We start from the raw sequence: 21537 nt of genomic DNA on the forward strand, positions 1-21537 counted from the left end.
CTCCTTGGGGTTAGCGGCTCATGCCGCGACTGATGTGGCGTCCGTGATCGAACGGGATGGAGGATGCGAGCTCATGGGAGAGGCTGCGGCCCGCCGGCTGGCCAATCTCAAGCCCAAGCTCGCGGCTGCGCAGGCCCAGCACGGATTCAAGCTGGGCATCGCGTTCGAGGCTTTTCGCCATGCCCGCCATCTGCTGCGCGGCACTCTTCGCGCCCCTGAAATTGCCGTCGCGCAAAAGGTTCGCATGATGGCGCTGCAATTGCTGCCACCCTTCCACGAACCGGTCGGCCCGCTGGAAGGGGTCCATGCGGATTTCGGTCTCCAGCTGCATCGCGCGCACGGCGACCTGGCCACGGCCCTCGGCGGCCTCGCGGACAAGCTCCGGGCTGCTGCGGAAGGCGCTGTTCAAGTCTGACGAACCTTCAGGGCGGATCGCGTCCAGAGCATCGCGCGCCCTGTCGAACGCCTCGCGCTGGTGCGGCATGGCGTCCAGACCTTGGGCGCGTGTCTGTTGGATCGCGTCCAGCGCCTTGGCGTAGCGCTCCACCGCACCGCGCACGCCGCCAGCCCACATCGGCTGCGCGTCATGTTCGGGTTGGTGCCGAACCGCCCGCTCCTGGGCAGGCGGCTCGGCCTTGGGCTGGAAGCCCGCAAATATGTCGCGTTCTTGCTGCGGCGGAAGGTTCGGCCGGAAATTGTCGAAGATCCCCCGCGCCTTTTCGACCATGGGCCTGACGATTTCAGCGACCCGCTCGCCAAAGCTAATGCCACGCCGCTCGGCATATTCCCTTGCGGGGTCGGTCTTCTGGTAATCGGTGGCCATATCCTTGCCGCGCTCGCGTGAGAGCGTGCGGACAAGCCGGGACTGATCGCGAAAATCGTCGCGGCCATAATGAAGCGCCATGCCGTCGCGATGGCGAGACATGGCAACATAAGCCCCGTGCCGATCCATCCCCGGTGTCGCCAGCACATGCGCCCTGTCCACGGTCATGCCCTGCGCCTTGTGGATGGTGGCGGCATAGCCGTGGTCGAGGTCGCGATAATGTTTGGTGTCGAACGATACGGAACGCCCGTCATCGGTGCGGACGGACATATGCTCCGGACTGACCTTCTCGATCGTGCCCAGCGTGCCGTTCTTCACCTCCAGGCTGCGCTCGTTGCGCAGGAACATGATGCGGCCGCCAGACGCGAATAGCCGGTCGCCACGCTCGGTCTTCACCTGGCGCTCTTCGCCCAATTCGCCCGCGCTCCGCATCGCCGCGCGCGCAGCCTCGTTGAGGTCGCGCACCTCCGCATTGGTGTGGGTGAGGATGATGCGGCTGGCGTCAGGGTTTGCCTGCCTTTCGCGATCCCACCGCGCGACAAGATCGCGCCGCGCATCGTCGCGTGTCTCTGCCTGATGCACCATGCCCTTGTCGGCATAAGCGGCAATGGCCTCGCCGGTTCTGCCGGTCGCCAGATGCCGGGTGGCACCCTGCTGCCATCCTTCATGTTGGCGGCGAACCTGCGTGATCTCGACGCCGCCATGGCGCTCATGGATCGCGCGGAACGCCGCACCCGCCTCGATCGACTGCAACTGCTGCGGATCGCCGACAAGCACAACCTTCGCGCCAACATCGGCGGCATGGGACAGGACGCGCTCCATCTGGCGCGTGCCGACCATGCCCGCCTCGTCAATCACCAGCACATCGCGGGCGGTCAATAGATCGCGGCCCTGCGCCCAACCATGTTCAAGTGCAGCGATGGTGCGCGACGCGATGCCGGAGCCATTCTCCAGTCCCTCGGCGGCGATGCCCGCAAGCGCCGCGCCACGAACATTCAGCCCCGCACCTTCCCACACGTCGCGCGCCACGCCCAGCATGGCGCTCTTGCCGGTCCCGGCATAGCCCAGCACCAGTGACAATCCGCGCCCGCCCGTTATATGGCGCAACGCGGATTCTTGCTCTGCTCCCAGGGCAAGACCACAAGTCTCGGCGGCGCGACTGGCGTAGGTCGCCGCCGCCGAGAGACTATCGCTCCGGTCGATCGCAAGCCTGTCAGCGGCGCGGCTCATCTGCTGTTCGGTCTCGATCATGTCGCGCGACGTGAACCGCTCGTCGCCGCGCCCATCCTTGCCCAGCGCAATCAGGTCTGGCGATCCCCTAACCGCGCGCATGGCGGCGTTGAACTGCTCCTGCCCGTCGCTATGCCGGTGGATGAACATCGCCATATCGCGGTTGGTGAATGTCGCCTGTTGGTGGGTGATGGCGTTAAGGGCGATGCCGGGATCAGCGATGATGCGTTCACCATTCGCCTGCGCAATCTCGCGGTGCAGTTCGGCGCGGTCGGCTTCCAGCCCTTGCGCATCCATCCTGTGTGCAGGGCCGCCGATCTTGCTTTGCGGTTCAAGGTCGATGCCCTGATCGGCAAGGCTGCGGTGATCGATGCGCGCGTCAATGTCGAGTTCGGCAAGGCGCGTGTTGACGTGGGTCTCCCAGCGTTCGCGCCAGCGCCCGACATTCTCATGATCGTTCCACTGGCGCACCTTCGCCCCGAAGCCAGCGGTGCCGTCCTCGCGCTGGACAACTTCCCGCATGGTGAGCATGACATGGGCGTGCGGCTTGGGCGGGCCGTCCGCGCCGATGTCCCAATGCACATTGAGGTCGGCGATCATGCCGCGATCCACAAACTCGGCAGACACGAAATCCCGCGCCAGTTCAATGCCCTGCGCCTTGGTCATTTCGCGCGGAATGGCGAACTCGACCTCACGGGCAAGCTGAGCGTCCTTGCGCTTCTCGAATGCCTCGACATCGTTCCACAGGCGTTCGCGGTCGCGCCATTGTTCGGGCGCGCCTTCGGGCAACGTGATTTCGCTATGCTCAACGCCAGAACGGGCACGGAAATCATGGTCGCGATCAAGACGCTCGTCGTGCAGCCGCTCGCCCGCCCGATAGGCGGCGGCAGAGACGGCAGAGCGCCCCGCCGCGCGACTAATGACCTGAACGGAGAAATGGAAGATCGCCATGATGGCAATCCATCTACGCCATCAAAGCGCACGTCGGAACGACGTATAAGCGCGCCCTTCTCGAAAATTTCTCGGACGGGACTAGGCAGTGTCAGGCTGTCCCGGCGACTCTACTGCGCTTGCGGAGGTATCATCTTATCATAGCGTCATCGTCACTCAATGGAGACTTTACGATGCGCAAGCCCCGCGATTTTGATTCGGAACTCAAAGCCCTGGCCGACAAGGCCAAGGCGCTCAAGGAACGGCGCGTGCGCCAGCTTGGCGAACTGGTGACGGCAACCGGGGCCGATACGCTCGACGCCAATATGCTGGCCGGAGCGCTACTTCATGCAGCCACGGTGAAGGACGCCGCGACAAAGGAGGTATGGCGGAAGGCGGGCGCGGGCTTCTTTCTCGGCAAAGGCGGCAAGCCTGCGGGCGGACCTTCTGGCCAGCAAAGCGGCACTCTCCCGCAGGGCGGCGGCGCGACATCGGCTTGAGGCTCGAAAGGCGCGAACCGATATGCGGGACTGGGCCACTGCACGCCGTGAACGCACGCGGCATTTGATCGAACTGGGCGGCCTCGTCATCAAGGCCGGGCTAGTCGATCTGACCGACGATGATCGGGCCGCGCTCTACGGCGCGTTCCTCACCGTTGCCGACAGACTGCGCGGCGAGGAACGCGCCAACGCACTTGCCCTCTGGAAGCGCAAAGGCAAGCGAGCCTTCGAGGCGGAACAGGGCGGCGGTTAGCGCGATACTGACAAGCGCACATTGCCGTCCGGTTCTGCCTGATACTCGACCACCGCCGCAATCGGTGGGCTGCTCTTGTCGCAATAGCGCACGGTGATGAAGTCTTCTCGGATCGCAGGGCACAGGCCGGAGCCATAGAGAATGTCCGCCAGCGCGTCGAAGGTCGTCGCCTTGGCGCGATAGGCCCCGGTCCACCGCACCGCCCAAATGTCGTCATTGGCCTTGACCCGGTATCCCGCCCTTTGCGCAACGTCCATGACCGCGCCCAGCACCGTGTCCGCGCGCACGTCGAAGTCCAGCACGGCTGAGAGGTCAGCCGGTTCGGAACGGACGGCCTGCGCGGACTTTACCCGCCATAGCGTTGCCTCGGCACCCGCCATGAAGAAGCACAGGCAGACAATCGCCAAGGGCAGATGGTCAACCCAATCGATGAACCTTTCGGAGCGCCAGAATTGGCGAAGCGGAATGAGCGGATTCCATCGGCCCTCTCGTGGGCCAACTCGTCGCAAGATCCGCCATGTCCGTCGCAGCATATTGGCGCGGCGCACGGGCCGGGAAAGCGTTAGCGCTGTTGTCGGCTCTGTGGGCGGCGTAAGCATTTGCGCTGGCAGGCTTGCAGCGAGCGAAGCCTGATGATCCGCGCAGGCGAACGCTGCCCGTACCTGCAATATCTCCACTCGCGCGAACGCCCATGCCAGTTCCTCACCCGAAATGCGGTAGGATCGCCCATAGCGCGCTTCGACATAGGCGCGGCGGATGCAGCCGAACGCGCGGCGCTCGAACCGGCTATCGCGCGGCCATGCTGAACACAGGCGCGGGTCCAGCGCCTCCGCCGCCTCGCGCAGTTCATCGAGCGCATGGGTGCGCGGTGCGTGTAGGCTGATCGACCGCAAAACGCACAGATAGAAATGCTCGCACGCCTGATGCAACATCAGCGCCGCCATCGGGGCATCGCCCCGGTTGCGATAGAAAGCCGCGCCTGCCAGAAATCCGGTTCCGCGATTATGCCACCGGATAAACTCCGCTGCACCCCGAATAGCCCGTTCCCGCACCGGAAGGCGGCGCGGCTCACTCAGCCGCAATCCCTCCATCTGGTAAAGCGCGATTCCCCGTTCGGCGATGGTGACGAAATGAGGGACGCCTTCGACAAGAGAGCCGTTGACCCGGTCAAGGCTTTCGACCGCCAACCGAACCGGGCGGGTAATTTCGCCATTCTCCCATGCGCGGCGCAGTCGGTCGCGCACCAGCCTCCAGTCGCCTTCGCTGCGGGCAAGGCGCGGATAGTTGACGATCGCGAGCAGGCGGAACGCTTCCCCGGCGCGACCTCTTCCCAATCCTTCTCGGCATGGGGGCCGTGCAGGATCAGGGTGAGAATGCGGCCCGCCCGGAAATGTTCAGAGCATCGGCCCTTGGTCGTTTCCTCGAACGCCTCGAACAGGATCATGGTGACGTGAAGAAGCTCCTCGCGGATCGACGCGGGCAGATGGTCGGCATCGGTACGCAGCATCATGACCGCGCCTCCTGCGAGCGACGCTGGCAACCCTTCGGGCGCGGGTGGCCGGTCACGTCATGGACGCGATCCACCAAGGCACGCACAAGGGGCGTAATCGAGGCGGGAATGAAGCCGCCCGTGCGGGGCCGGTCTTCTTCCCAATCATGATAATGATAGCCCCACTTCCAATAGGGCGACAGAACCGCCGCCAGCCGCGCCATGTCGGGGCAATCATGCCCAAAGCCGCAGGCATTGGCATAGGCCAACCCCTTGGCGATGTCTTGCTTGATGTGGCGGGCGTTCCACGCATCGGCAAAGCCCATGTCGAGCAGATAGGCACACAGGGCCTGCTGGGTCACGAAACCGGCCTGATGCAGCGCTTCTCGTGCAAATCGCGGCTCAGTGAGGAAATCCGCTTCCAGCGTTGTCATCCACCGTTCCGCATTGTGATAGCGGAAGCGGCTTATGCTTCGCCCCTCTTTCGTCCGAACAAGTGTCGCGGGTTCATCCTCGTAGCGTTGATGAAGCGCCCCCAGTGCGCCCTCCCAGGGCGAGGCAATTGCCGATGCGGCAACCGGCGCAATGGTCAGTGCGCGCAGCAGGGCGCGGCGGGATTTGGAGACAAGCATATGCACCTCCGTTCCGCATCCATCGCAAGGGAGTGAGATATGACGGCGGATACGGAACGGGCCCGGCACTCCCACATGATTCGCGATGCCGGTCGCGCAATAGCCCTCCGAGAAAGGCCGTCGCGGCATATACGCCATCGTTTAATCAATAAACGGTGGCGTATATTCAAGTAAACGGTGGCGTCAATGGGTTTGATTTGGAAATTGCGATCGCACCCGATAGCGACAGGTCGATGGGACGCCCGCCACTTGGAATGAAGCCGACGACGATCAGGCTGACTACCGACACGATCCGTCGTATCGAGGCGCTCGTGGGCAACCGTAGGCTCGCCTTGTTCATCCGCGAGGCGGTGGAGAACGAATTGCAGCGCCGCGAGAATCCGGAAGCGTTCACGGGTCAGGGCAAGCCCTGAACGAAAACAGTTCGGCTGCGGCGATTGTCGGACGCCTGGCCGATCCGACGGTGATTGATTGTTGAGCGCGGCCTGCGGTGGCGTATCCACACGATGCCGATTTTCCCAGCATCAGCGCCAGAGTGCGCGGCTAGCGACTGAAATTATGGTTTTCGATTGTCGAGTTTGCGCCATTGTCGGTCATTCTAAGCGGGGATCTTTGGCCCCCTAACCGGCCTTAATTTCATTCAGTGCGCGACCGATAAATTGGACAATAGGAAAGGATACTTGGCGCCTTTCATGTCTACCGTACCGTATTGCCACCGCTAGTGTGCTTTTAGGCTTGGCTCAACCGAGAGGTGTGATAGCTAAAGCCCACAAACGGGAGAAGAGCGTGAATCCGGTCATTAAAGCGCAGGTACTCGACTTTGCCGCGACGGAAGACATCGAGCACCGCGCTGAAAGCGAGATATTTGAGATATACTCAGTATACTCGATTTTGAACGGTGGATTGGGCGAGAGCGTAGACGCGGCCGATGTCCACCTGTCTGGCAATGAGTTTGGCGTTGATGGTGTAGCGATCATAGTCCAGGGTAGATTAGTTGCCGATACGACAGATGCTGAACAGGCAATACAAGATATCAAAAATCCAGAAATCGACTTCTACTTCTTTCAATCGAAAACCGGAACGTCCTTTGATTATGGCGATATATCAAAATTCTTTGATTCGATCAGTGGATTTTTTGATGGCAGCATGAATGGCGAGAGCCCGCAGCTTGATGATTTGATCGCTGCCAAGGACGTTCTTTACAGTAAAGGCGTGGGTCGGCGAAACCCGGGATTGCACGCGTATTACGCTTGCACCGGAAATTACGATAAGCCGTCTCGCATAGAGAAGCTGATTGTAAGCGCCCAAAGTCAATGGTCAGATCTCAACATATTCGATCAGGATCGAACCTCAATCCAAATGATCGGTGCGAAAGAACTGCAGCGCCTTTATCGTGCGGCGTCAAGCGCCGTTGAAGCAACGATTGAGTTCCCTCGAAATGTGGTGCTGCCAAGCCATGGGAGCGTAGAAGAAGCTTATCTCGGATATATCACCGCTGACGAGGTCGTAAAGCTCGTCTCAATTAGAGACGATGATGGCAATCCGCAGGACATTAATCGATCAGTTTTTTTCGATAATATTCGGGATTTTGATCCAGATTCCAAAATAAATAATGATATTGCGGACACCCTTCAAAGAGGCGAGGCCCCCGACTTCATTTTTCGCAACAATGGTATTACCGTTGTTGCAAAGTCTATAGATCGGACTGGCGACAGATTTCGGATCGAGGACTATCAGGTAGTAAACGGCTGTCAGACAAGTAATATTCTCTTCAACAATAGAACGGCAGTAGCCAGTGTCCATGTTCCTTTCCGGTTGATTGGCACGAAGGACGATGATTTCATTTCCTCTATCATCGCAGGGACTAACCGTCAAAACGCCGTTCGCGAAGAGCAATTCTGGGCTCTGCGGCCTTTCATGAAAAGCTTCGAGGAGTACTGCCAGTCCCTTGACGACGAACAGCGTATTCTTTTTGAACGACGAGAAAATCAGTTTCGTGGGCAGAAGGTTGAGAGAGCACGTATCATGCAGCCCTCGACGCTGATGAAAGCGGTAGCCGCAACTTTGCTAAATCAGCCAAATCGCTCTGCGCGAGACTACCGTGGCATAACAGCTGAATATCAGGACAAATTGTTCCTCGAAGAGCACGATGTTCGGCTCTATCATGCGGCCTGCTATCTGCATTATCGTCTCGACTATCTGTGGAGAAATCAAAAACTCGACAAAGATTTTAAGATATATCGCTTCTATTTCATGGCTGCTATTGGCAGAAAGATTATCGGAAATGGCGATGTTTTTGCAAGGAGACGTCAGGACATACAGGCGATATCCGCCAAGATAGTTGATTTAGCAGCCGATGAAGCTCGTTTGAAGGCGACGGTCGAGAAAACGCACGACCTTCTTAAGGCGCGGATCGCTGCAGCGGATACAGGCACTAGAGAGAGACTTCGTGATGCCATCCGGTCCGAGACGTTCGCTAAGGCTTTTGATCGAGACTTAGCGAATGAAACGATCCCTCTTTAGGGACGGGCACGCCTTCGTCCCCGCAGCCCTAGCACAACTGCCATCGCCGCAAAGAAGGCGGCCAATCCACTGCAATGTGGCAATGCTTTCGCCGAACGGTGAGGTGGCGTCTCCAGTACGGCTCGGTTACACTAGCCTGGTTGGGGGCGAGCGTCCGCTTCTTTAGGTCAAGGGCTCTAGACCTGTCAGTCTGCAAACGGCCATTGGGCGACAAATAGGTCTTTCCGAAAGGAGCAGCTACGCGACCGCCTGCAAACCCTTGCGCTGGATGATCGACAGAAGGCGCAGGGCAGGGCCGCCGGGTCGCTTAACGCCTCGTTCCCAATCCGACACGAGATTGCGCGAGACATTGAGATAGGCGGCGAACACAGGCTGCGAGACATGCTCGCGCTCGCGGATTGCCCGAATTTCATCGCCTGCCAGCGTGGGGGCGGGGGCGAGGCACGCTTCATCGAATGTACGCAACGTCGCGCGCGACACCACGCCCGCGTCGTAAGCGTCGCTCATCATTTCATGGATCGCGCCCGCAATCTCACTGCGATAGCCCTTATCCTTCATCACGGTTCTCATCGTCTATCTCCACCAACGTTCCCGTCGCCACCAGTCGGTCCAATTCCCCGGCGCTCCACTCCAGCGCCTCGCTCGCCGAGTTACGGAGCAGGGCCAGGTCCGCCTTTGTTATGTTCGCCTGCGCACTTTTGGCGAACCCGAAAGCGAATATCGCCCTGTCACCCTGCCGGAACAGGATCAGCGTGCGATAGCCGCCCGACTTGCCTTGCCCGGTGCGCGCGACCCGCTGCTTGATGACACCGCCGCCAAGATCGGCATCCACCAGACCGCTTTCTGCGCGCTCCACGGCTTCAACAAGCGAGGCATCAGCAATCCGCTCTTTTCGCGCGAAGCGCTCGAACCAACCATTTTTTAAGATGCGCGCGATGGCGGTTCTCCTGCTCTCTGTGGCTCTATATAACACTTAGCGTTATAGTTCAATATGGATGGGAAGGAACGACACGACATCGGCCTTCTTGACAGCGCATAGGCTGCGGGTGAGCATGAGTTTGCTTCATGACGCTGAGAAGGTGGTCCTTTCAAAGGAGCCTCCAATGAACAACTCGACCTAACGCCTGCTGGCTGTCCCTGAGACGGGGCGGATGAGAAGGCTTGGCATGAAACTTTGGTACAGGCTGGGAAAAAATCTTCGCTGATCGCTATCAGTGAGAAGCCTACGCCAAATTCCGCCGTCTTCCGCCGCTGACCGCCAATTGCCGCCAGCGTTCACCGACCCATGAAAGCTTAGCTGCCTACGCGCCCGGAACACTCTTGTCCGGCACGGCAAGGCATCCAATGCTCGTGGTCGGGGGCGCGTGCAACATCCTGATTTGAAGAGACTGCCCCATGACCAACAGTGATCGTATCATTCGCCTGAAAACCGTCCTCGCCCGCACAGGGCTTTCCCGCACGACGCTTTATCGCAAGATGGGCGAAGGCACTTTCCCGCGCCAAGTGAAGATCAGCGTCCACGGCGCTGGCTGGCGCGAGTCCGCCATCAACCGCTGGATTGCCGATCCGGTAAGCTATCGCGAAGAGTTGGGCGTTTGATCATGTTGCCGTGCCCAACCTGTTGCAGGCATGGGCACGGCAACATCGACGGCTTGCGATCAGGCGGCTTGGCTCTTCGCCTTACCGAACTTTCCGGTTACGACCTTCTGCCCGTCGCGCAGGAAGTCGAGATGGTCGGACCAGTGCTGCATCATGCGGACCCGCTCGTCCCAATATTCGCCCCGCGTGTATGCGCGACGCACGGCGTTGTTGTCGCAATGGGCAAGCTGCCGCTCGATCGCGTCGGGATGCCATAGTCCCATTTCGTTGAGAAGCGTCGCCGCCATCGCCCGGAAGCCGTGGCCGGTCATTTCATCCTGTGCGAAGCCCATGCGCCGCAACGCGGCGTTGATGGTGTTCTCCGACATGGGCCGGTCCACCGAGCGGAGCGACGGGAACAGGTAGCGGCTATAGTCGGCATCATGTTCGATGGTGCCAAGGATCGCCAATGCCTGCCGGGAGAGGGGGATGGAATGGGCGCGGCGCATCTTCGTTTTGTGCGCCGGGACCGTCCACAGCGCCTTGTCAAAATCGAAGTCGGCCCATTCGGCATGGCGTAGTTCGCCGGGGCGCACGAACACATGGGGCAGCAGTTGCAGCGCGGCCTTGGTGTTGGCGAAGCCCTCGAACGCCTCAATAGCGCGCAACAATCCACCGGCGTTCTCCGAACTAGTGATCGCGGCGCGGTGAACTGGCTTGGGTGCGATCAGCGCCCCGCGCAGGTCCGCTGCCACGTCACGCTCCGCGCGCGCCGTGGCGATGGCGTAGCGGAATATCTGACTGCATGTGCTGCGTAGGCGCTTAGCCGTCTCGTAGCGGCCCTTGCCCTCCATTTTGCGCAGCATGGTCAAAACCTCCTGCGCGGTGATGGCAGTGACTGGGCGTTTGCCCAGCGACACATTGATAAAGGCAAGCAACCAACGCAGCTTCTTGATCGTGACGGAAGAGCGGCCTTCACGCTCGACTTTCACCAGCCATTCGTCGGCAACCGCCTTGAAGCTGTTGGACGCGGCCACGGTCGCGGCAATCCGATCCAGTCTGATCTTTTCGGCGGGATCGTTCCCCTTCGCCAGCACCTTGCGGGCAGCGTCGCGCTGCTCGCGGGCGTCGGCAAGGCCGGTGTCGGGATAAATCCCGAAGGCCAACGTCTTTTGTTTGCCAAGGTGGCGATAATTCATCCGCCAGTAGCGCCCGCCATTAGGTGCCACATAGAGGAAAAGGCCATCGCTATCGGTGAGTTTATAGGGCTTGGCTTTGCCCTTGGCGTTTTTGATCGCAGCGGCGGTGAGCGCCATGATGGTATCTCCTTTTCGAGGAGGGCCGCGCTACCATCAGATATACCATCAAGTTGCTGGTATCCGGTGGTCCAAGACCGCTCCGTATGGGATACCTATACCATGAAAAACCGCAGAAATCCGCCGTTTCCGGCACATTCTGATACTCTCTGGGAGAGTATTTTGGTGACCCCTACGGGAATCGAACCCGTGCTTCAGCCGTGAGAGGGCCGCGTCCTAACCGCTAGACGAAGGGGCCGTGGACCGCGCTGGGCGGTCGGCAGGGGGTGCCTTTAGGAATAGGGGGAACGGCGTCAAGCGAAACAAGGCGGTCGCAACGCCCTCGGGCAAAATGCAGCCCATAAAAAAACCACCCCATGCAAATGCACGGGGTGGCCAAGGTTCAGGGAGGAGACGCCTCCAAAGGGGGGGGCGCCCATACGATACACCCGAAAGGGGGGCAGGTGCATCGCATAATAGACAGATAGGGCAGGACGCATCCGCTTTCAAGAGGGATGCGATGCCTTTTCCATCAATTTTTCAAACCCTTTTGGGTTAATTTCTCATTCAGGCGTTGGCGGCCTCCGGCGCGGCGTCGGTCGGCGCGGGCAGGGTGATCGGTCCCTTGCCCTGGGCAACCTGCGCTTCGAATATTTCGCGCATCAGTTGCAGGGAGAAGAGATGGGCGTGGATCAGCGGCAGCATGCCGTTCTGGTTGATCTTGCGCAGCTGGTCGCCGCGCAGTTCGCGCAGCTTTTCCTCGTTGATCATGCGGAAACCGCGATACACGAAGGGCTGGTCGGCGACAGGAGTTTGGATCGCGACTTCGCCATCCATCAACAGGTCCAGTTCCTGAAGGTCGCGGACGAACTGGCCGGTGCGCGCCGCGGCCTGCTCGAAATCCTCGCAGAATTTCATGACGCCCTGGGTCAGCTCGCTGGGCTTGCCATCGTCGAACAGCGCTTCGCCATCCTCGAACGCGCCGATGGTGGAGCTGGTGGGATCGAAGCAGAGAGACAGGTCGTCGCTGTCGGGGCGCAGCTTGGCCAGCATCCAGGGATAGCGGCGCACATAGGCCGGGACATAGGCCGGACCGCGCAGCTTGCCTTTGTCGTCGACGAAAATATTGACGCCTTCGTTCAGGCCCATCAGCAGCAGCGGCACGCAGTCCGCGCCGGCCGAAAAGATGATCGGCGCGAAACGCTGGGCCGCGACGAATTCGTCGATCGTCAGCGGGATGGCGTGTTGGGTCGTCAGGAACGGCGCCGAATTGGACGGACGGGTGCGGTAATCGACATGGTCCACGCTGCTCAGCGGAAGGAGATCATTGTAGAAGATCGGCAGGGTGTTCGCGGGCGCGCTGGCCATGGTCCGGGTCCATTCTGTCTGTTGCGGGCGCTTTTGCCTGCGCGCCGCGGGCTTGATATTGGGGCAGGGCGATAATGACCTTCCCTGCGAGAGGCAATCGCTTTGTCCTTGGCGCTTCGTGCCGTCTGCGCGCTTTCAGCCGTCGTCGGGCAAGGGGATGAGCTTGCCCGGATTGAACAGGCCCATGGGGTCGAAGGCCGCCTTGATCGCGCGCAGGGCGCCGATCCGCGCCGGGCTGGAGAGGCGCGCGAGTTCCGCGCGCTTCATCTGGCCGATGCCATGTTCGGCGGATATGGAGCCGCCCGCGGCAACCACGGCGTCATGAACGAAGGCGTTGATGGCCTGTCCTTGCGCCGCGATCCAGGCTGGACCGTCGCTCGTCCCCCTGGGCGCGCGGACATGGAAATGAACGTTGCCGTCACCCAGATGGCCGAAGGACGACGCTGTGGTGCCGGGAAAGGCGCGTTCGGCCGCGGCGGCGGCGTCGATCATGAAGGCGGGCATCTTCGCCACCGGCACGCTGATATCATATTGGAGCGCTGGCCCCTGCGCCTTTTCCGATTCCGACAGCGATTCGCGAATCCGCCAGAAGGCGTCGGCCTGCGCCTCATTGGCGGCGATGGCGGCGTCGATGGCGATGCCCCGTTCGAACGCCTGCGCCAGCGCCGCCTCCAGGCGTTCGGACGGCCCGGGATCGGACAGGTCGGCATGATCGACCTCGATCAACACATGCCAGGGCGTGCGCGTTTCGATCGGCGACCTTGTGCCGGGAATATGGCCAAGGACGAAGCCCAGCGTTTCGTCGGCGATCACCTCGAACCCTTCGACGCTGACGCCCAGCATGGTTTCGGCCAGCCGCAGCAGCGCCAGCGCGTCGGCGGGCGTCTGCACCCCGACCCAGCCCACCGCCCGCGCCGCGATGGCGGGCGCCAGCCGCAGCGAGGCGGCGGTGACGACGCCCAGCGTCCCTTCCGCACCGATCAGCAACTGCTTGATATCATAGCCGCGATTGTCTTTTTTCAGTGCATCCAGCCCGTCGAAGATGCTGCCGTCCGGCAACACCGCCTCGACGCCTTCCACCAGCGCGCGCATCGTGCCGTGGCGCAAGACCTGCGTGCCGCCTGCATTGGTCGACACCAGGCCGCCGATGGTTGCCGATCCCTTCGCACCCAGGCTCAGGGGAAGCGCCGACCCTGCGCCTCGGCCGCGTCATGTAGCACGCTCAGGATCACCCCGGCCTCGCACACGACCAGATTGTCTTGCGGGGACAGGCTGCGGATCCGGTTCATCCGCCGCAGCGACAGGATCAGCGCCGATCCGTCGGCCGGTGGGGTCGCGCCGCCGACCATGGACGTATTGCCCCCCTGCGGCACCAGCGCGACGCCCAGGTCAGTCGCCAGCGTCACCGCCGCCGCGACCTCCTGCGTCGAGGCGGGCGACAGGATGGCCGCCGCCCGTCCATGATAGCGTCCGCGCCAGTCGCTGGTCCACGGGGCGATATCGTCGGGATCGGTGACGACCCCCTTGGGGCCGAGCAGGGCGACGAACCGGTCGATGATGTCTTGTCCAATCATGGGACGTGTCTATGCCCCGGAATTCATCGACGGTTCAACCATTGCCCGATAGCGTACCCGTCCCATAAAGGGGTCCATGTTGGTTCATTCGATTTTGCTGCTGCTTTCCGCATCGACCGGCGACCCGGTCCAATGGGCGCAACTGTCCATCCAGCAGCGCGTCATCATTCGCGTGCCCATGGCGCGCAAGGGGCCGACGCCCGCGCGCATCACGCCGGATGCGCGCGATGCCTGGGAAGAAAAGAAGGGGCCGCGCTGCGTCGCGCTACGGTCCATTCGCGGCGCCAGCATCGTCGTGAAAAATGGCGTGGATCTTCTATTGGCGGACAATCACCGCTATCGCGCCCGGTTGGAAAAGGGGTGCGACTCCATCGGTTTCTATTCCGGTTTCTATGTCGAGCCGGACGAGGACGGGTCGCTATGTTCCGGGCGGGATGAATTGCAGGCGCGCAGCGGCCTCAGCTGCGCCGTCGACAGTTTTCGCCGCCTTGTCCCGGTGGAGAATGACGACTGAACCGGCGCTCTGGCCCATATATGGCGCGATTTCCTTGACAAGAGGCCAATATTTCCGCAATGCGCGGCGGATTTCCGTCTCGCATCCGCGCAGGACGGAGTAGCCTCCTATCCCGGACTATTGAATGACTTTTGCCGATCTCGGCCTTTCCGACGAATTGCTCAAGGCCGTAACCGAATCGGGTTACGACACGCCGACGCCGATCCAGGCGCAAGCAATCCCATCCGTCCTCATGATGCGGGACATTATCGGCATCGCCCAGACGGGCACGGGAAAGACGGCCAGCTTCGTGCTGCCGATGATCGACATATTAGCGCATGGCCGCGCCCGCGCTTTGATGCCGCGCAGCCTGATCCTGGAGCCAACCCGCGAACTCGCGGCGCAGGTGGCCGAAAATTTCGAGAAATACGGCAAATATCACAAACTCAACATGGCGCTGCTGATCGGTGGCGTGCAGATGGGCGATCAGCTCAAGGCCCTTGAAAAGGGCGTGGACGTGCTGATCGCGACCCCCGGGCGGCTGATGGATCTGTTCCAGCGGGGCAAGATATTGCTGAACGGCTGTTCGATGCTGGTCATCGACGAAGCCGACCGTATGCTCGACATGGGCTTCATCCCTGACATCGAGGAAATCTGCACCAAGCTGCCGACGCAGCGCCAGACGCTGCTGTTTTCCGCGACCATGCCGCCGGTCATCAAGAAGCTGGCCGACAAGTTCCTGTCCAATCCCAAGTCGATCGAAGTGGCGCGTCCCGCCACGGCATCGATCAACATCACCCAGCGGCTGGTGAAGGTCGATTCGCGCAAGAAGCGCGACGCGTTGCGCGAGATGCTGGAAGCCGAAGACGTGACCAGCGCGGTCATCTTCTGCAACCGCAAGACGACGGTGCGTGATCTTAACCAGACCCTGCAACGCCACGGCTTCAAGTCCGGCGAAATCCATGGCGACATCGACCAGTCGTCGCGCATCGCCGAACTGGAACGCTTCCGCGAGGGCAAGGTGAACATCCTGGTCGCGTCGGATGTCGCGGCGCGCGGTCTGGACATCAAGGGCGTGTCCCATGTGTTCAATTTCGATGCGCCCTGGCACCCGGACGATTATGTCCACCGCATCGGCCGCACCGGCCGCGCGGGCGCGACGGGCACTGCCTATACGTTCGTGACGGCGGAAGACGCCGAAGCGATCGACAATATCCAGAAGCTGATCGGCACGAAGATCGACTATATCACGCCGCCGACCCGCGAAGAGCGCGCCGAGCCGGTGCGTGAAGAGGCGCGGTCCGAAGGCCGTGGCGGCCGTCCCGCCCGAAAGCCGCGCGAAGACGCCGCGCGTGACGATCAACCGCGCGCGGAAACGGCCCGCGACGACAAGCCGCGCGAAAGCCGTCAGCGCGAAGATCGCCCCAGTCAGGATCGGCCGCGCCGCGACGATCGTCCGCGCACCGACCAGCCCCGCGATTCGCGCCCCGATCGCGCCCCATCTGCGCCGCCGCCGCGTCGCCGCAACGAGACGGTCGATGATGGCCCGGACGACGGCTGGAACGGTCCCGTCCCCGAGTTCCTGAACTTCGGTTTCAGCGGCTGAACCGTCGTCTGCGGGTAGCGGGCGACTGTCCTATGGCTCCGCTTTCCGCCATGATGTCTATGCTGCCGTCATTTGGGCCGCCGACTTTCCGATAGGATCGCGGCGGCGTAATGAAATGACAATATTGGCGGGAAAAGTGCGAAGTTAAGCGGCGATCGTCCTACAGCAACCCCTGCGCCCGCAGGCTCGTATGTCCGCCGCCCGCCATGATGATATGGTCATGGACTGCGATGCCCAGCCGTTTGCCGGCCTCCACGATCTGCCGTGTGATGTCGATGTCCTGACGGCTGGGCGACGGGTCGCCGGACGGATGGTTGTGGACAAGTAAAACACAATCACCCTTTCCTAGTTGTATCAGATATTTAGCAGAAAATGGAGAAAGAGAAAAGCATGGGTTGAGGTCATGTATCAATTGAATGACCGGGAACTTCACTACCATTCCCGCTATTTCATAAGAAGTCTATACGGAAAACGGCAGCAGAAGTGAAGGGGATTTGTATCGCGGGTGATAGATTTGTTCCCGTAGATGATGAGCGCTCTGCCACTGCGAAACTGTTGTTGTCATCATGCTCGGTGCACGCCGCCGCGCTGCGATGTGGGTTCTCGTGCGATTGCGGAACACGCATCAAAGCGCCCCTTCGGAATTCAAAAGGCTTGCGACCCAGAAGGGGGAGACAAGTCAGCGTCGGTCTGACAGCACCGATCAGTCGAGCTTGGGCTTCCAGACTCGTTCGATATAGTCGAGGTCTTCCATCCAATCTTCGGCCGCATGGACCATGTGCGGACCTTGGTTCTTGGCGGAGGTGGCAAACCCAGCAAGCACACGATGAAGCTTGCGATAACGCACGAAGGAAAGGGGCTGTCCCCATTCTTGCATATGCGCTGGCGACCCGACAAAGGGCAGGGCGCCTGACATCACATAATCTAGGCGTAGGCGCCGGTCGTTCGGCGGCAGGCCGTCGAGACCGACCTTGTATCCGATCGTCTTCAGGACCCCCAGACGACTGGGCGTCAGCATGTTGACGAAGATCGCCTAGTTCAGCCGCGATGATTGCGGCCTGTTTGGCGAACCACTCGGCCGAAGCGGGCTTGATGGTGTAGCCGAAGGCGTCTTACGTTCCCCAGTGAGGCAGCGCCAGCCTAGTCAATTCTGCCGCCCGGGTTTAGGGGTTATTCGATGTCGAAGTACGAACCATTGCGGCGCTTCCTGCGTCATCGTCGGCGTGACGACGATCTCACCCTAACTTTCTTCGAAATCGAGCGGATCATAGGCGCGCCTTTACCCAAGGCCGTCGGCAAAGCGGAATGGTGGTCCAACGCCGCTCCGAAGGACCGTTATGAGGTCCAACGCAACGCTTGGCTCGACGCAGGTTATCACGCTGTTCCCGGTTCGAAGGAGGCCGTCACCTTCCGGCGAGCTGATACTTCGCCCAGACCGGAAGCCACCCTTAGCGGACGACGACGGCGATTGCTTTCTTGTCTGGAGGCTAGGTCCGCTTTCGGCGGCGAAGCTCCGGAATGAAATCGACCCGTTGCGGACATTGACCGGGTCGCCCACGTCGTAGAAACTTTGATCGGGGATGGTGTAATCGAACATACCGGTTACAACCGGAGTCGTAGGTGAAAGCCCTGCTCCCCACGTCCGTTCTCTGACGCGATGCCTGCTTCGCAATCCGACCCAAAGGGGAAGTTGTGAGCGCTGGCGAAGCCGGCGAAGTTGTTCGTGGAAATCAGGCCACGGCGCGCGATGTAGCTGAAGTTCGCCGGAAACTGCGCCCAGAAGGCGGGCTCTAGCGCGATCTCTTCCCGCACCGCCACGACGCCCATGAGGGACGTCGGGATCCGCCAACCTCAGTCAGTCATGCGAGAATCTGAAGCCCATGCTTTTTTACGACCGACAGGAGCTTTAAAGCCGCGCCGCTCGGCTTCTTCGCGCCGGTCTCCCAGTTCTCGATCGTGCTATCGCTGGTGTTGAGGTAGCGCGCAGATACCGGCTGACTGACGCGATTGCTCTCTCGCAACGCCTTGATGTCCTCCGCGTCCAGAGGCGGTGGAACGGCAAGGCACGATTCATCGAACTCGCGCATAGTCTGCTAGTCGATGGACCCGGCTAGGTACTTTGCCTCGATGTTCGGATGGACCGCCTCAGCGGCCACGCTTCTATGTTTCCGCCTCGTATTCATAAAAGCAGTATAGCAGATTTCACCAAATGTTCTTCGATAGACATTGGGCCTCCTGCTAGCTCGACGAAAATCCCGCACGGGCGTTGTCGTGCTCGTTTGGATCGCCGCTGCTCAAGCTGCGTGTCTGAGCGACTTCAGGATCTCGATCTCCTCGGGATGCCGATGGAGGATTTCGATTAAACCTACGGCCGCATCGCTGGGCGGCATGGCGCCGCTCTCATATTTTTGGAACGCGCGCCGGCCACCGCCGATCAGCCGCCCAGCCTCCTCTTGTGTCAGCTTGAGGCGTTTGCGAACCTTGCGGACGTGGGCTGCATAAGCGGCCCTTAGCTCCTGAAACACGCGATCGGATACGGCCAGATCGGCGCCGGAATGGATAGAGTCGCTTCCGTCTTCGGGATACCAACCCGGCACGGCGACGGTGCGGGTCATCGATCCGAAGGTCACGTTCTGGGGACGTACACCACGCATAAGCGTCTTGCCGGTGTCGGGATGGATGCGCGTCTCATTCATGGCCGACCTCCTTGAACGATGTGAGCGTGACGTCGACCAACGTCTCGCCCGCGAACTTAAGATACAGCCACAAACCATCCCACGGCATGTTGTAGGTGTCGTGCCATATCCTCGTATTGGGCGGGGTATGCGCTGTCTGCGACTTTATGAAGTCGCCTGGTTCGAGCGCCTGCACCGCCTCAACGATATCTGCCAGCGAGTAACCCAGAGCCCGCGCGCCCTCGACGGCAGTGCGGGTGATCTCCAGGGTCTCGACCTGCGCGAACTTCGCCTGGACCGCAGCCAGATCATGGTGAGGTCTACGCTTGAACGCCATCTCTATATACACCTTGAAGGTTTATTTTCAAGGTAAAGCAGCGGTGATCCGGTCGGCCCGTGCCTATTTGCGCTATGCGGCACGACGTTGGGCCTCCTTATCAAGAAGATGTCGAACGAACTTGTCCCATTTCTCCATCCCGGCGCGCTTCTCCGGCATGTAGTCCCATCGGTCATAGCTCTTTGAACTGACGTCCTGCAGGGCGTGGTTTTGGATGCGGTCGCGGATTTCCTTTCGAATCCCGGCCTGTCCGGCGAGGGTCTTCCACGTCCGCCGGAGATCGCGATTGGTCACGAACGGGATCACCTCCCGATCCCGCTGACGCCACATGAAGGCGTAGAGCGTTTGATGCGAGACCGGACGACTGGGGTCCTTTGCGGCCGGGAACAGCCAGCCGTGACGATTGGGGACAATGCCCTCGATCAGTTCGGCCGCCAGGCTTGGCACGGGGATCGCGTGCGGGCTGCCGTTCTTCGTCCTCGACCAGTCAATGATCCGCTGCTCGGCGTCCCAATTGTCGATGTGCAGTTTGGATATCTCCTGCACCCGCTGTCCGGTGAGCATCAGCAGACGAACGGCCCGCAGATACGGCGGATGAACCGGTGTGCTGGGATGTTCCAGCCAGCGATAGAGCTGGACGAACTCGCGGCTTGACAGCCAGCGGGTTCCGACGACCTTGGGTTCCGTCGGGATACTGGCCGCGGGATTCACATGGAGGCCGAACCGGCGTGGCGACCGATTGCGGTAGTCGTTTTCCGATTTGATGCCCCAGTTGAAGGCCGCATGCAGGTAGCCACGAACATGATCGGCCATTGAGGGTGCTCCTCGATCATAGATGGGCCGAAGGATTTCGGTGATTTCATTGGGCTCGATCTCCCGGGCCAGCCGGTTGCGGCCGAGCGTGTCCGCGATCTTGTCCAGGCCCTTTTGGGTATCCTTCCACGAGGGCTTGTCGTTGGCCTTGAGCCAGGCAACATAGCCATCGAAGAGGTCACCAACCGTCCCGGTTCGTTCGTCCCGGACGATCTTGATGCTCCGCCCCTTCTGGATCGCGTTGGCGAAGTCGCGCTCGAACGTTTCCCGCGCTTCTGCGACCGTCATGGACGGATAGTCGCCAAGCTTCACCCGGACCCGCTTGTTGTTGCGCCACTGTTGCGCCAGCCACTCGGCGACGACGCGCCGGCGCGCGGCCTTGACTCGAAGTACGAGGCGTCCGACGCCGCGACCTTCGCCTTCGGTCAGTAGTTCGGATGTCGTCGATTGTCCGACCCGCTTGATGGCTTGTCGGATGAGAGAGTCAGTGAACTGGGTCATTGCATTTCCTCCTCGCCTGTCGAGTAGGGTTTCGCGGGGAAGCGGGCCGAAGAGCCTGTGACTCTCCGAGCGGCGCCGTCCGAATGGTGCCGGACCGATTGGAGGTCGGAATAGGGGTCGGTAACCGCTCCAAACGGCCTTTTATACCGGACCCAAGGTGCCAAACTCGCTTCTAGCGGGCAAGTAAAAAAATCACATGAATTCAAGTGATTAGTCGTGAATTTACGTGAAATTCGAGGCCCAGTTATCCTGGTTGTGCACCAGGATCAGCGCCGCCGATCCCAGTTCCATCGCCCGCTTGATGACTTCGCGCACATAGATCGCCGCCTGGTCGATCGACCCGTCGCCCATATGGTCGTCGCGAATCAGCATGTTGCGGCTGTTGAGGTGCAGCACACGCACCCGCTCGATACTCAGATGCGCCATGTCCGCGCGCAGATAGTCGAGCAGCGCCTGCCAGCTGGCCAGCACCGGCCGGGCGGCGACTTCGTTGCGGAGCATCCGCAGTGCCGTCGCCTGAACCACCTTGATCGCGGCGATGCTGGTGTCGCCCATGCCCGGAACGCGCGCGATGGCTTGCCAGTCGGCACACATCAGTCCTCCGATGCCGCCAAATTCCCGCAGCAGCGCCTTGGCGAGTGGCTTGGTGTCGCGCCGGGGAATGGCGAGCGCCAGCAGATATTCGATCAGTTCATGATCGTGCAGCGCCTCGCCGCCGCTTTCCGCCATCTTTTCCCGCAGACGCGCGCGATGGCCCGCACCGTAATGGGGGATTTTCGCATCCTGTTCCGCCAACTGCTCGTCCCCTTCACCGGCGTGGCGACGCTATAAGTTGCGGAATCCCGGATCAAGGATATTTAAGGGGCAGGATATTTTCGAAGACGGGGACGTTATGCTCCCGTTACGGACTTTCGCGT

Annotated in this window: 20 protein-coding genes, 1 tRNA gene and 4 pseudogenes; 8 read left to right on the forward strand and 17 right to left on the reverse strand. The window is 61.0% G+C overall.

All coding sequences use genetic code 11. The features are described from left to right. Positions 1 to 10: 10 nt before the first annotated feature. Complete coding sequence (gene traA / locus U5A82_RS11190; RefSeq protein WP_326290899.1) at positions 11 to 3004, reverse strand: Ti-type conjugative transfer relaxase TraA; 2994 nt, start codon at positions 3002 to 3004, stop codon at positions 11 to 13. A gap of 173 nt (positions 3005 to 3177) precedes the next feature. Here traA and U5A82_RS11195 point away from each other — a divergent pair, with 173 nt between their 5' ends. Continuing rightward, positions 3178 to 3483, forward strand: coding sequence for a conjugal transfer protein TraD (locus U5A82_RS11195; RefSeq protein ID WP_326290901.1), 306 nt, complete (start codon positions 3178 to 3180; stop codon positions 3481 to 3483). 22 nt (positions 3484 to 3505) lie between these two features. Continuing rightward, positions 3506 to 3736, forward strand: a complete 231-nt coding sequence (locus tag U5A82_RS11200) for a conjugal transfer protein TraD (RefSeq protein ID WP_326290903.1) — start codon at positions 3506 to 3508, stop codon at positions 3734 to 3736. On the opposite strand, the gene U5A82_RS11205 is transcribed toward U5A82_RS11200, so the two are convergent. Together U5A82_RS11205 and U5A82_RS11210 are read right to left on the reverse strand one after the other, a co-directional pair. Then, positions 3733 to 5070: a HEPN domain-containing protein gene (locus U5A82_RS11205; RefSeq protein ID WP_326290905.1), complete on the reverse strand. Its 1338-nt coding sequence runs from the start codon at positions 5068 to 5070 to the stop codon at positions 3733 to 3735. The two genes, U5A82_RS11200 and U5A82_RS11205, sit on opposite strands and share 4 nt — an antisense overlap. Before the next feature lie 172 nt (positions 5071 to 5242). Next, complete coding sequence (locus tag U5A82_RS11210; protein WP_326290906.1) at positions 5243 to 5857, reverse strand: hypothetical protein; 615 nt, start codon at positions 5855 to 5857, stop codon at positions 5243 to 5245. 197 nt (positions 5858 to 6054) lie between these two features. On the opposite strand from U5A82_RS11210, the gene U5A82_RS11215 reads away from it, so the two are divergent. Both U5A82_RS11215 and U5A82_RS11220 read left to right on the forward strand, forming a co-directional pair. Then, positions 6055 to 6270: a hypothetical protein gene (locus tag U5A82_RS11215; RefSeq protein ID WP_326290908.1), complete on the forward strand. Its 216-nt coding sequence runs from the start codon at positions 6055 to 6057 to the stop codon at positions 6268 to 6270. A gap of 373 nt (positions 6271 to 6643) precedes the next feature. Continuing rightward, on the forward strand, positions 6644 to 8380 hold the full coding sequence (locus U5A82_RS11220) for an AIPR family protein (protein WP_326290910.1): 1737 nt from the start codon (positions 6644 to 6646) through the stop codon (positions 8378 to 8380). Between the two features lie 237 nt (positions 8381 to 8617). Here U5A82_RS11220 and U5A82_RS11225 read toward each other — a convergent pair whose 3' ends face one another. Further along, positions 8618 to 8938 (reverse strand): helix-turn-helix domain-containing protein, encoded by a 321-nt coding sequence (locus tag U5A82_RS11225; RefSeq protein WP_326292913.1) that lies wholly within the window; start codon positions 8936 to 8938, stop codon positions 8618 to 8620. Continuing rightward, entirely contained in the window at positions 8928 to 9353 is a 426-nt protein-coding gene (locus U5A82_RS11230) for a type II toxin-antitoxin system RelE/ParE family toxin (protein WP_326290911.1), read from the reverse strand. Before U5A82_RS11230 ends, U5A82_RS11225 begins: the two co-directional genes overlap by 11 nt. A 422-nt stretch (positions 9354 to 9775) precedes the next feature. Here U5A82_RS11230 and U5A82_RS11235 point away from each other — a divergent pair, with 422 nt between their 5' ends. After that, entirely contained in the window at positions 9776 to 9979 is a 204-nt protein-coding gene (locus U5A82_RS11235) for a helix-turn-helix transcriptional regulator (RefSeq protein WP_093082076.1), read from the forward strand. Positions 9980 to 10038: 59 nt separating this feature from the next. Here U5A82_RS11235 and U5A82_RS11240 read toward each other — a convergent pair whose 3' ends face one another. The 4 genes and pseudogenes from U5A82_RS11240 to U5A82_RS11255 all read right to left on the reverse strand — a co-directional run bounded on the left by U5A82_RS11240 (position 10039) and on the right by U5A82_RS11255 (position 14195). Beyond that, positions 10039 to 11274, reverse strand: a complete 1236-nt coding sequence (locus U5A82_RS11240) for a tyrosine-type recombinase/integrase (protein ID WP_326290915.1) — start codon at positions 11272 to 11274, stop codon at positions 10039 to 10041. Between the two features lie 163 nt (positions 11275 to 11437). Further along, positions 11438 to 11512 (reverse strand) — tRNA-Glu (locus tag U5A82_RS11245). 308 nt (positions 11513 to 11820) lie between these two features. After that, positions 11821 to 12621 carry a SapC family protein gene (locus U5A82_RS11250; RefSeq protein WP_326290916.1) on the reverse strand — a complete coding sequence of 267 codons (801 nt, stop codon included), beginning with the start codon at positions 12619 to 12621 and terminating at the stop codon, positions 11821 to 11823. 135 nt (positions 12622 to 12756) lie between these two features. Next, positions 12757 to 14195: pseudogene (locus tag U5A82_RS11255) on the reverse strand (FAD-binding oxidoreductase). 79 nt (positions 14196 to 14274) lie between these two features. Here U5A82_RS11255 and U5A82_RS11260 point away from each other — a divergent pair. Then, positions 14275 to 14709, forward strand: coding sequence for a hypothetical protein (locus U5A82_RS11260; RefSeq protein ID WP_326292914.1), 435 nt, complete (start codon positions 14275 to 14277; stop codon positions 14707 to 14709). A 124-nt stretch (positions 14710 to 14833) separates the two neighbouring features. Beyond that, positions 14834 to 16294, forward strand: a complete 1461-nt coding sequence (locus U5A82_RS11265; protein WP_326290918.1) for a DEAD/DEAH box helicase — start codon at positions 14834 to 14836, stop codon at positions 16292 to 16294. A gap of 160 nt (positions 16295 to 16454) precedes the next feature. Here U5A82_RS11265 and U5A82_RS11270 read toward each other — a convergent pair. Next, positions 16455 to 16622: pseudogene (locus tag U5A82_RS11270) on the reverse strand (JAB domain-containing protein); the annotation flags it as partial. Positions 16623 to 16997: 375 nt separating this feature from the next. Then, positions 16998 to 17312 carry a hypothetical protein gene (locus tag U5A82_RS11275; protein ID WP_326290920.1) on the reverse strand — a complete coding sequence of 105 codons (315 nt, stop codon included), beginning with the start codon at positions 17310 to 17312 and terminating at the stop codon, positions 16998 to 17000. 159 nt (positions 17313 to 17471) lie between these two features. On the opposite strand from U5A82_RS11275, the gene U5A82_RS11280 reads away from it, so the two are divergent. After that, entirely contained in the window at positions 17472 to 17816 is a 345-nt protein-coding gene (locus tag U5A82_RS11280) for a DUF7662 domain-containing protein (RefSeq protein WP_326290921.1), read from the forward strand. 155 nt (positions 17817 to 17971) lie between these two features. Here the strand turns inward: U5A82_RS11280 and U5A82_RS11285 are convergent. The 6 genes and pseudogenes from U5A82_RS11285 to U5A82_RS11310 all read right to left on the reverse strand — a co-directional run. Beyond that, a pseudogene (locus U5A82_RS11285) lies at positions 17972 to 18121 on the reverse strand (VirB4 family type IV secretion/conjugal transfer ATPase); the annotation flags it as partial. 32 nt (positions 18122 to 18153) lie between these two features. After that, complete coding sequence (locus U5A82_RS11290) at positions 18154 to 18381, reverse strand: helix-turn-helix domain-containing protein (RefSeq protein ID WP_326290923.1); 228 nt, start codon at positions 18379 to 18381, stop codon at positions 18154 to 18156. A 207-nt stretch (positions 18382 to 18588) separates the two neighbouring features. Continuing rightward, a complete protein-coding gene (locus tag U5A82_RS11295; RefSeq protein WP_326290925.1) occupies positions 18589 to 18990 on the reverse strand; it encodes a type II TA system antitoxin MqsA family protein in 402 nt (133 codons plus the stop codon). Continuing rightward, positions 18983 to 19306 carry a type II toxin-antitoxin system MqsR family toxin gene (locus U5A82_RS11300; protein ID WP_326290927.1) on the reverse strand — a complete coding sequence of 108 codons (324 nt, stop codon included), beginning with the start codon at positions 19304 to 19306 and terminating at the stop codon, positions 18983 to 18985. Before U5A82_RS11300 ends, U5A82_RS11295 begins: the two co-directional genes overlap by 8 nt. A 72-nt stretch (positions 19307 to 19378) precedes the next feature. Continuing rightward, positions 19379 to 20620, reverse strand: coding sequence for a tyrosine-type recombinase/integrase (locus U5A82_RS11305; protein ID WP_326290929.1), 1242 nt, complete (start codon positions 20618 to 20620; stop codon positions 19379 to 19381). Positions 20621 to 20872: 252 nt separating this feature from the next. After that, positions 20873 to 21415 (reverse strand): annotated as a pseudogene (locus U5A82_RS11310) (JAB domain-containing protein); the annotation flags it as partial. Positions 21416 to 21537 lie beyond the last annotated feature (122 nt).

Origin of the sequence: Sphingobium sp. CR2-8, assembly GCF_035818615.1 — a bacterium.
In the GTDB taxonomy this organism is placed as follows: Bacteria; Pseudomonadota; Alphaproteobacteria; order Sphingomonadales; family Sphingomonadaceae; genus Sphingobium.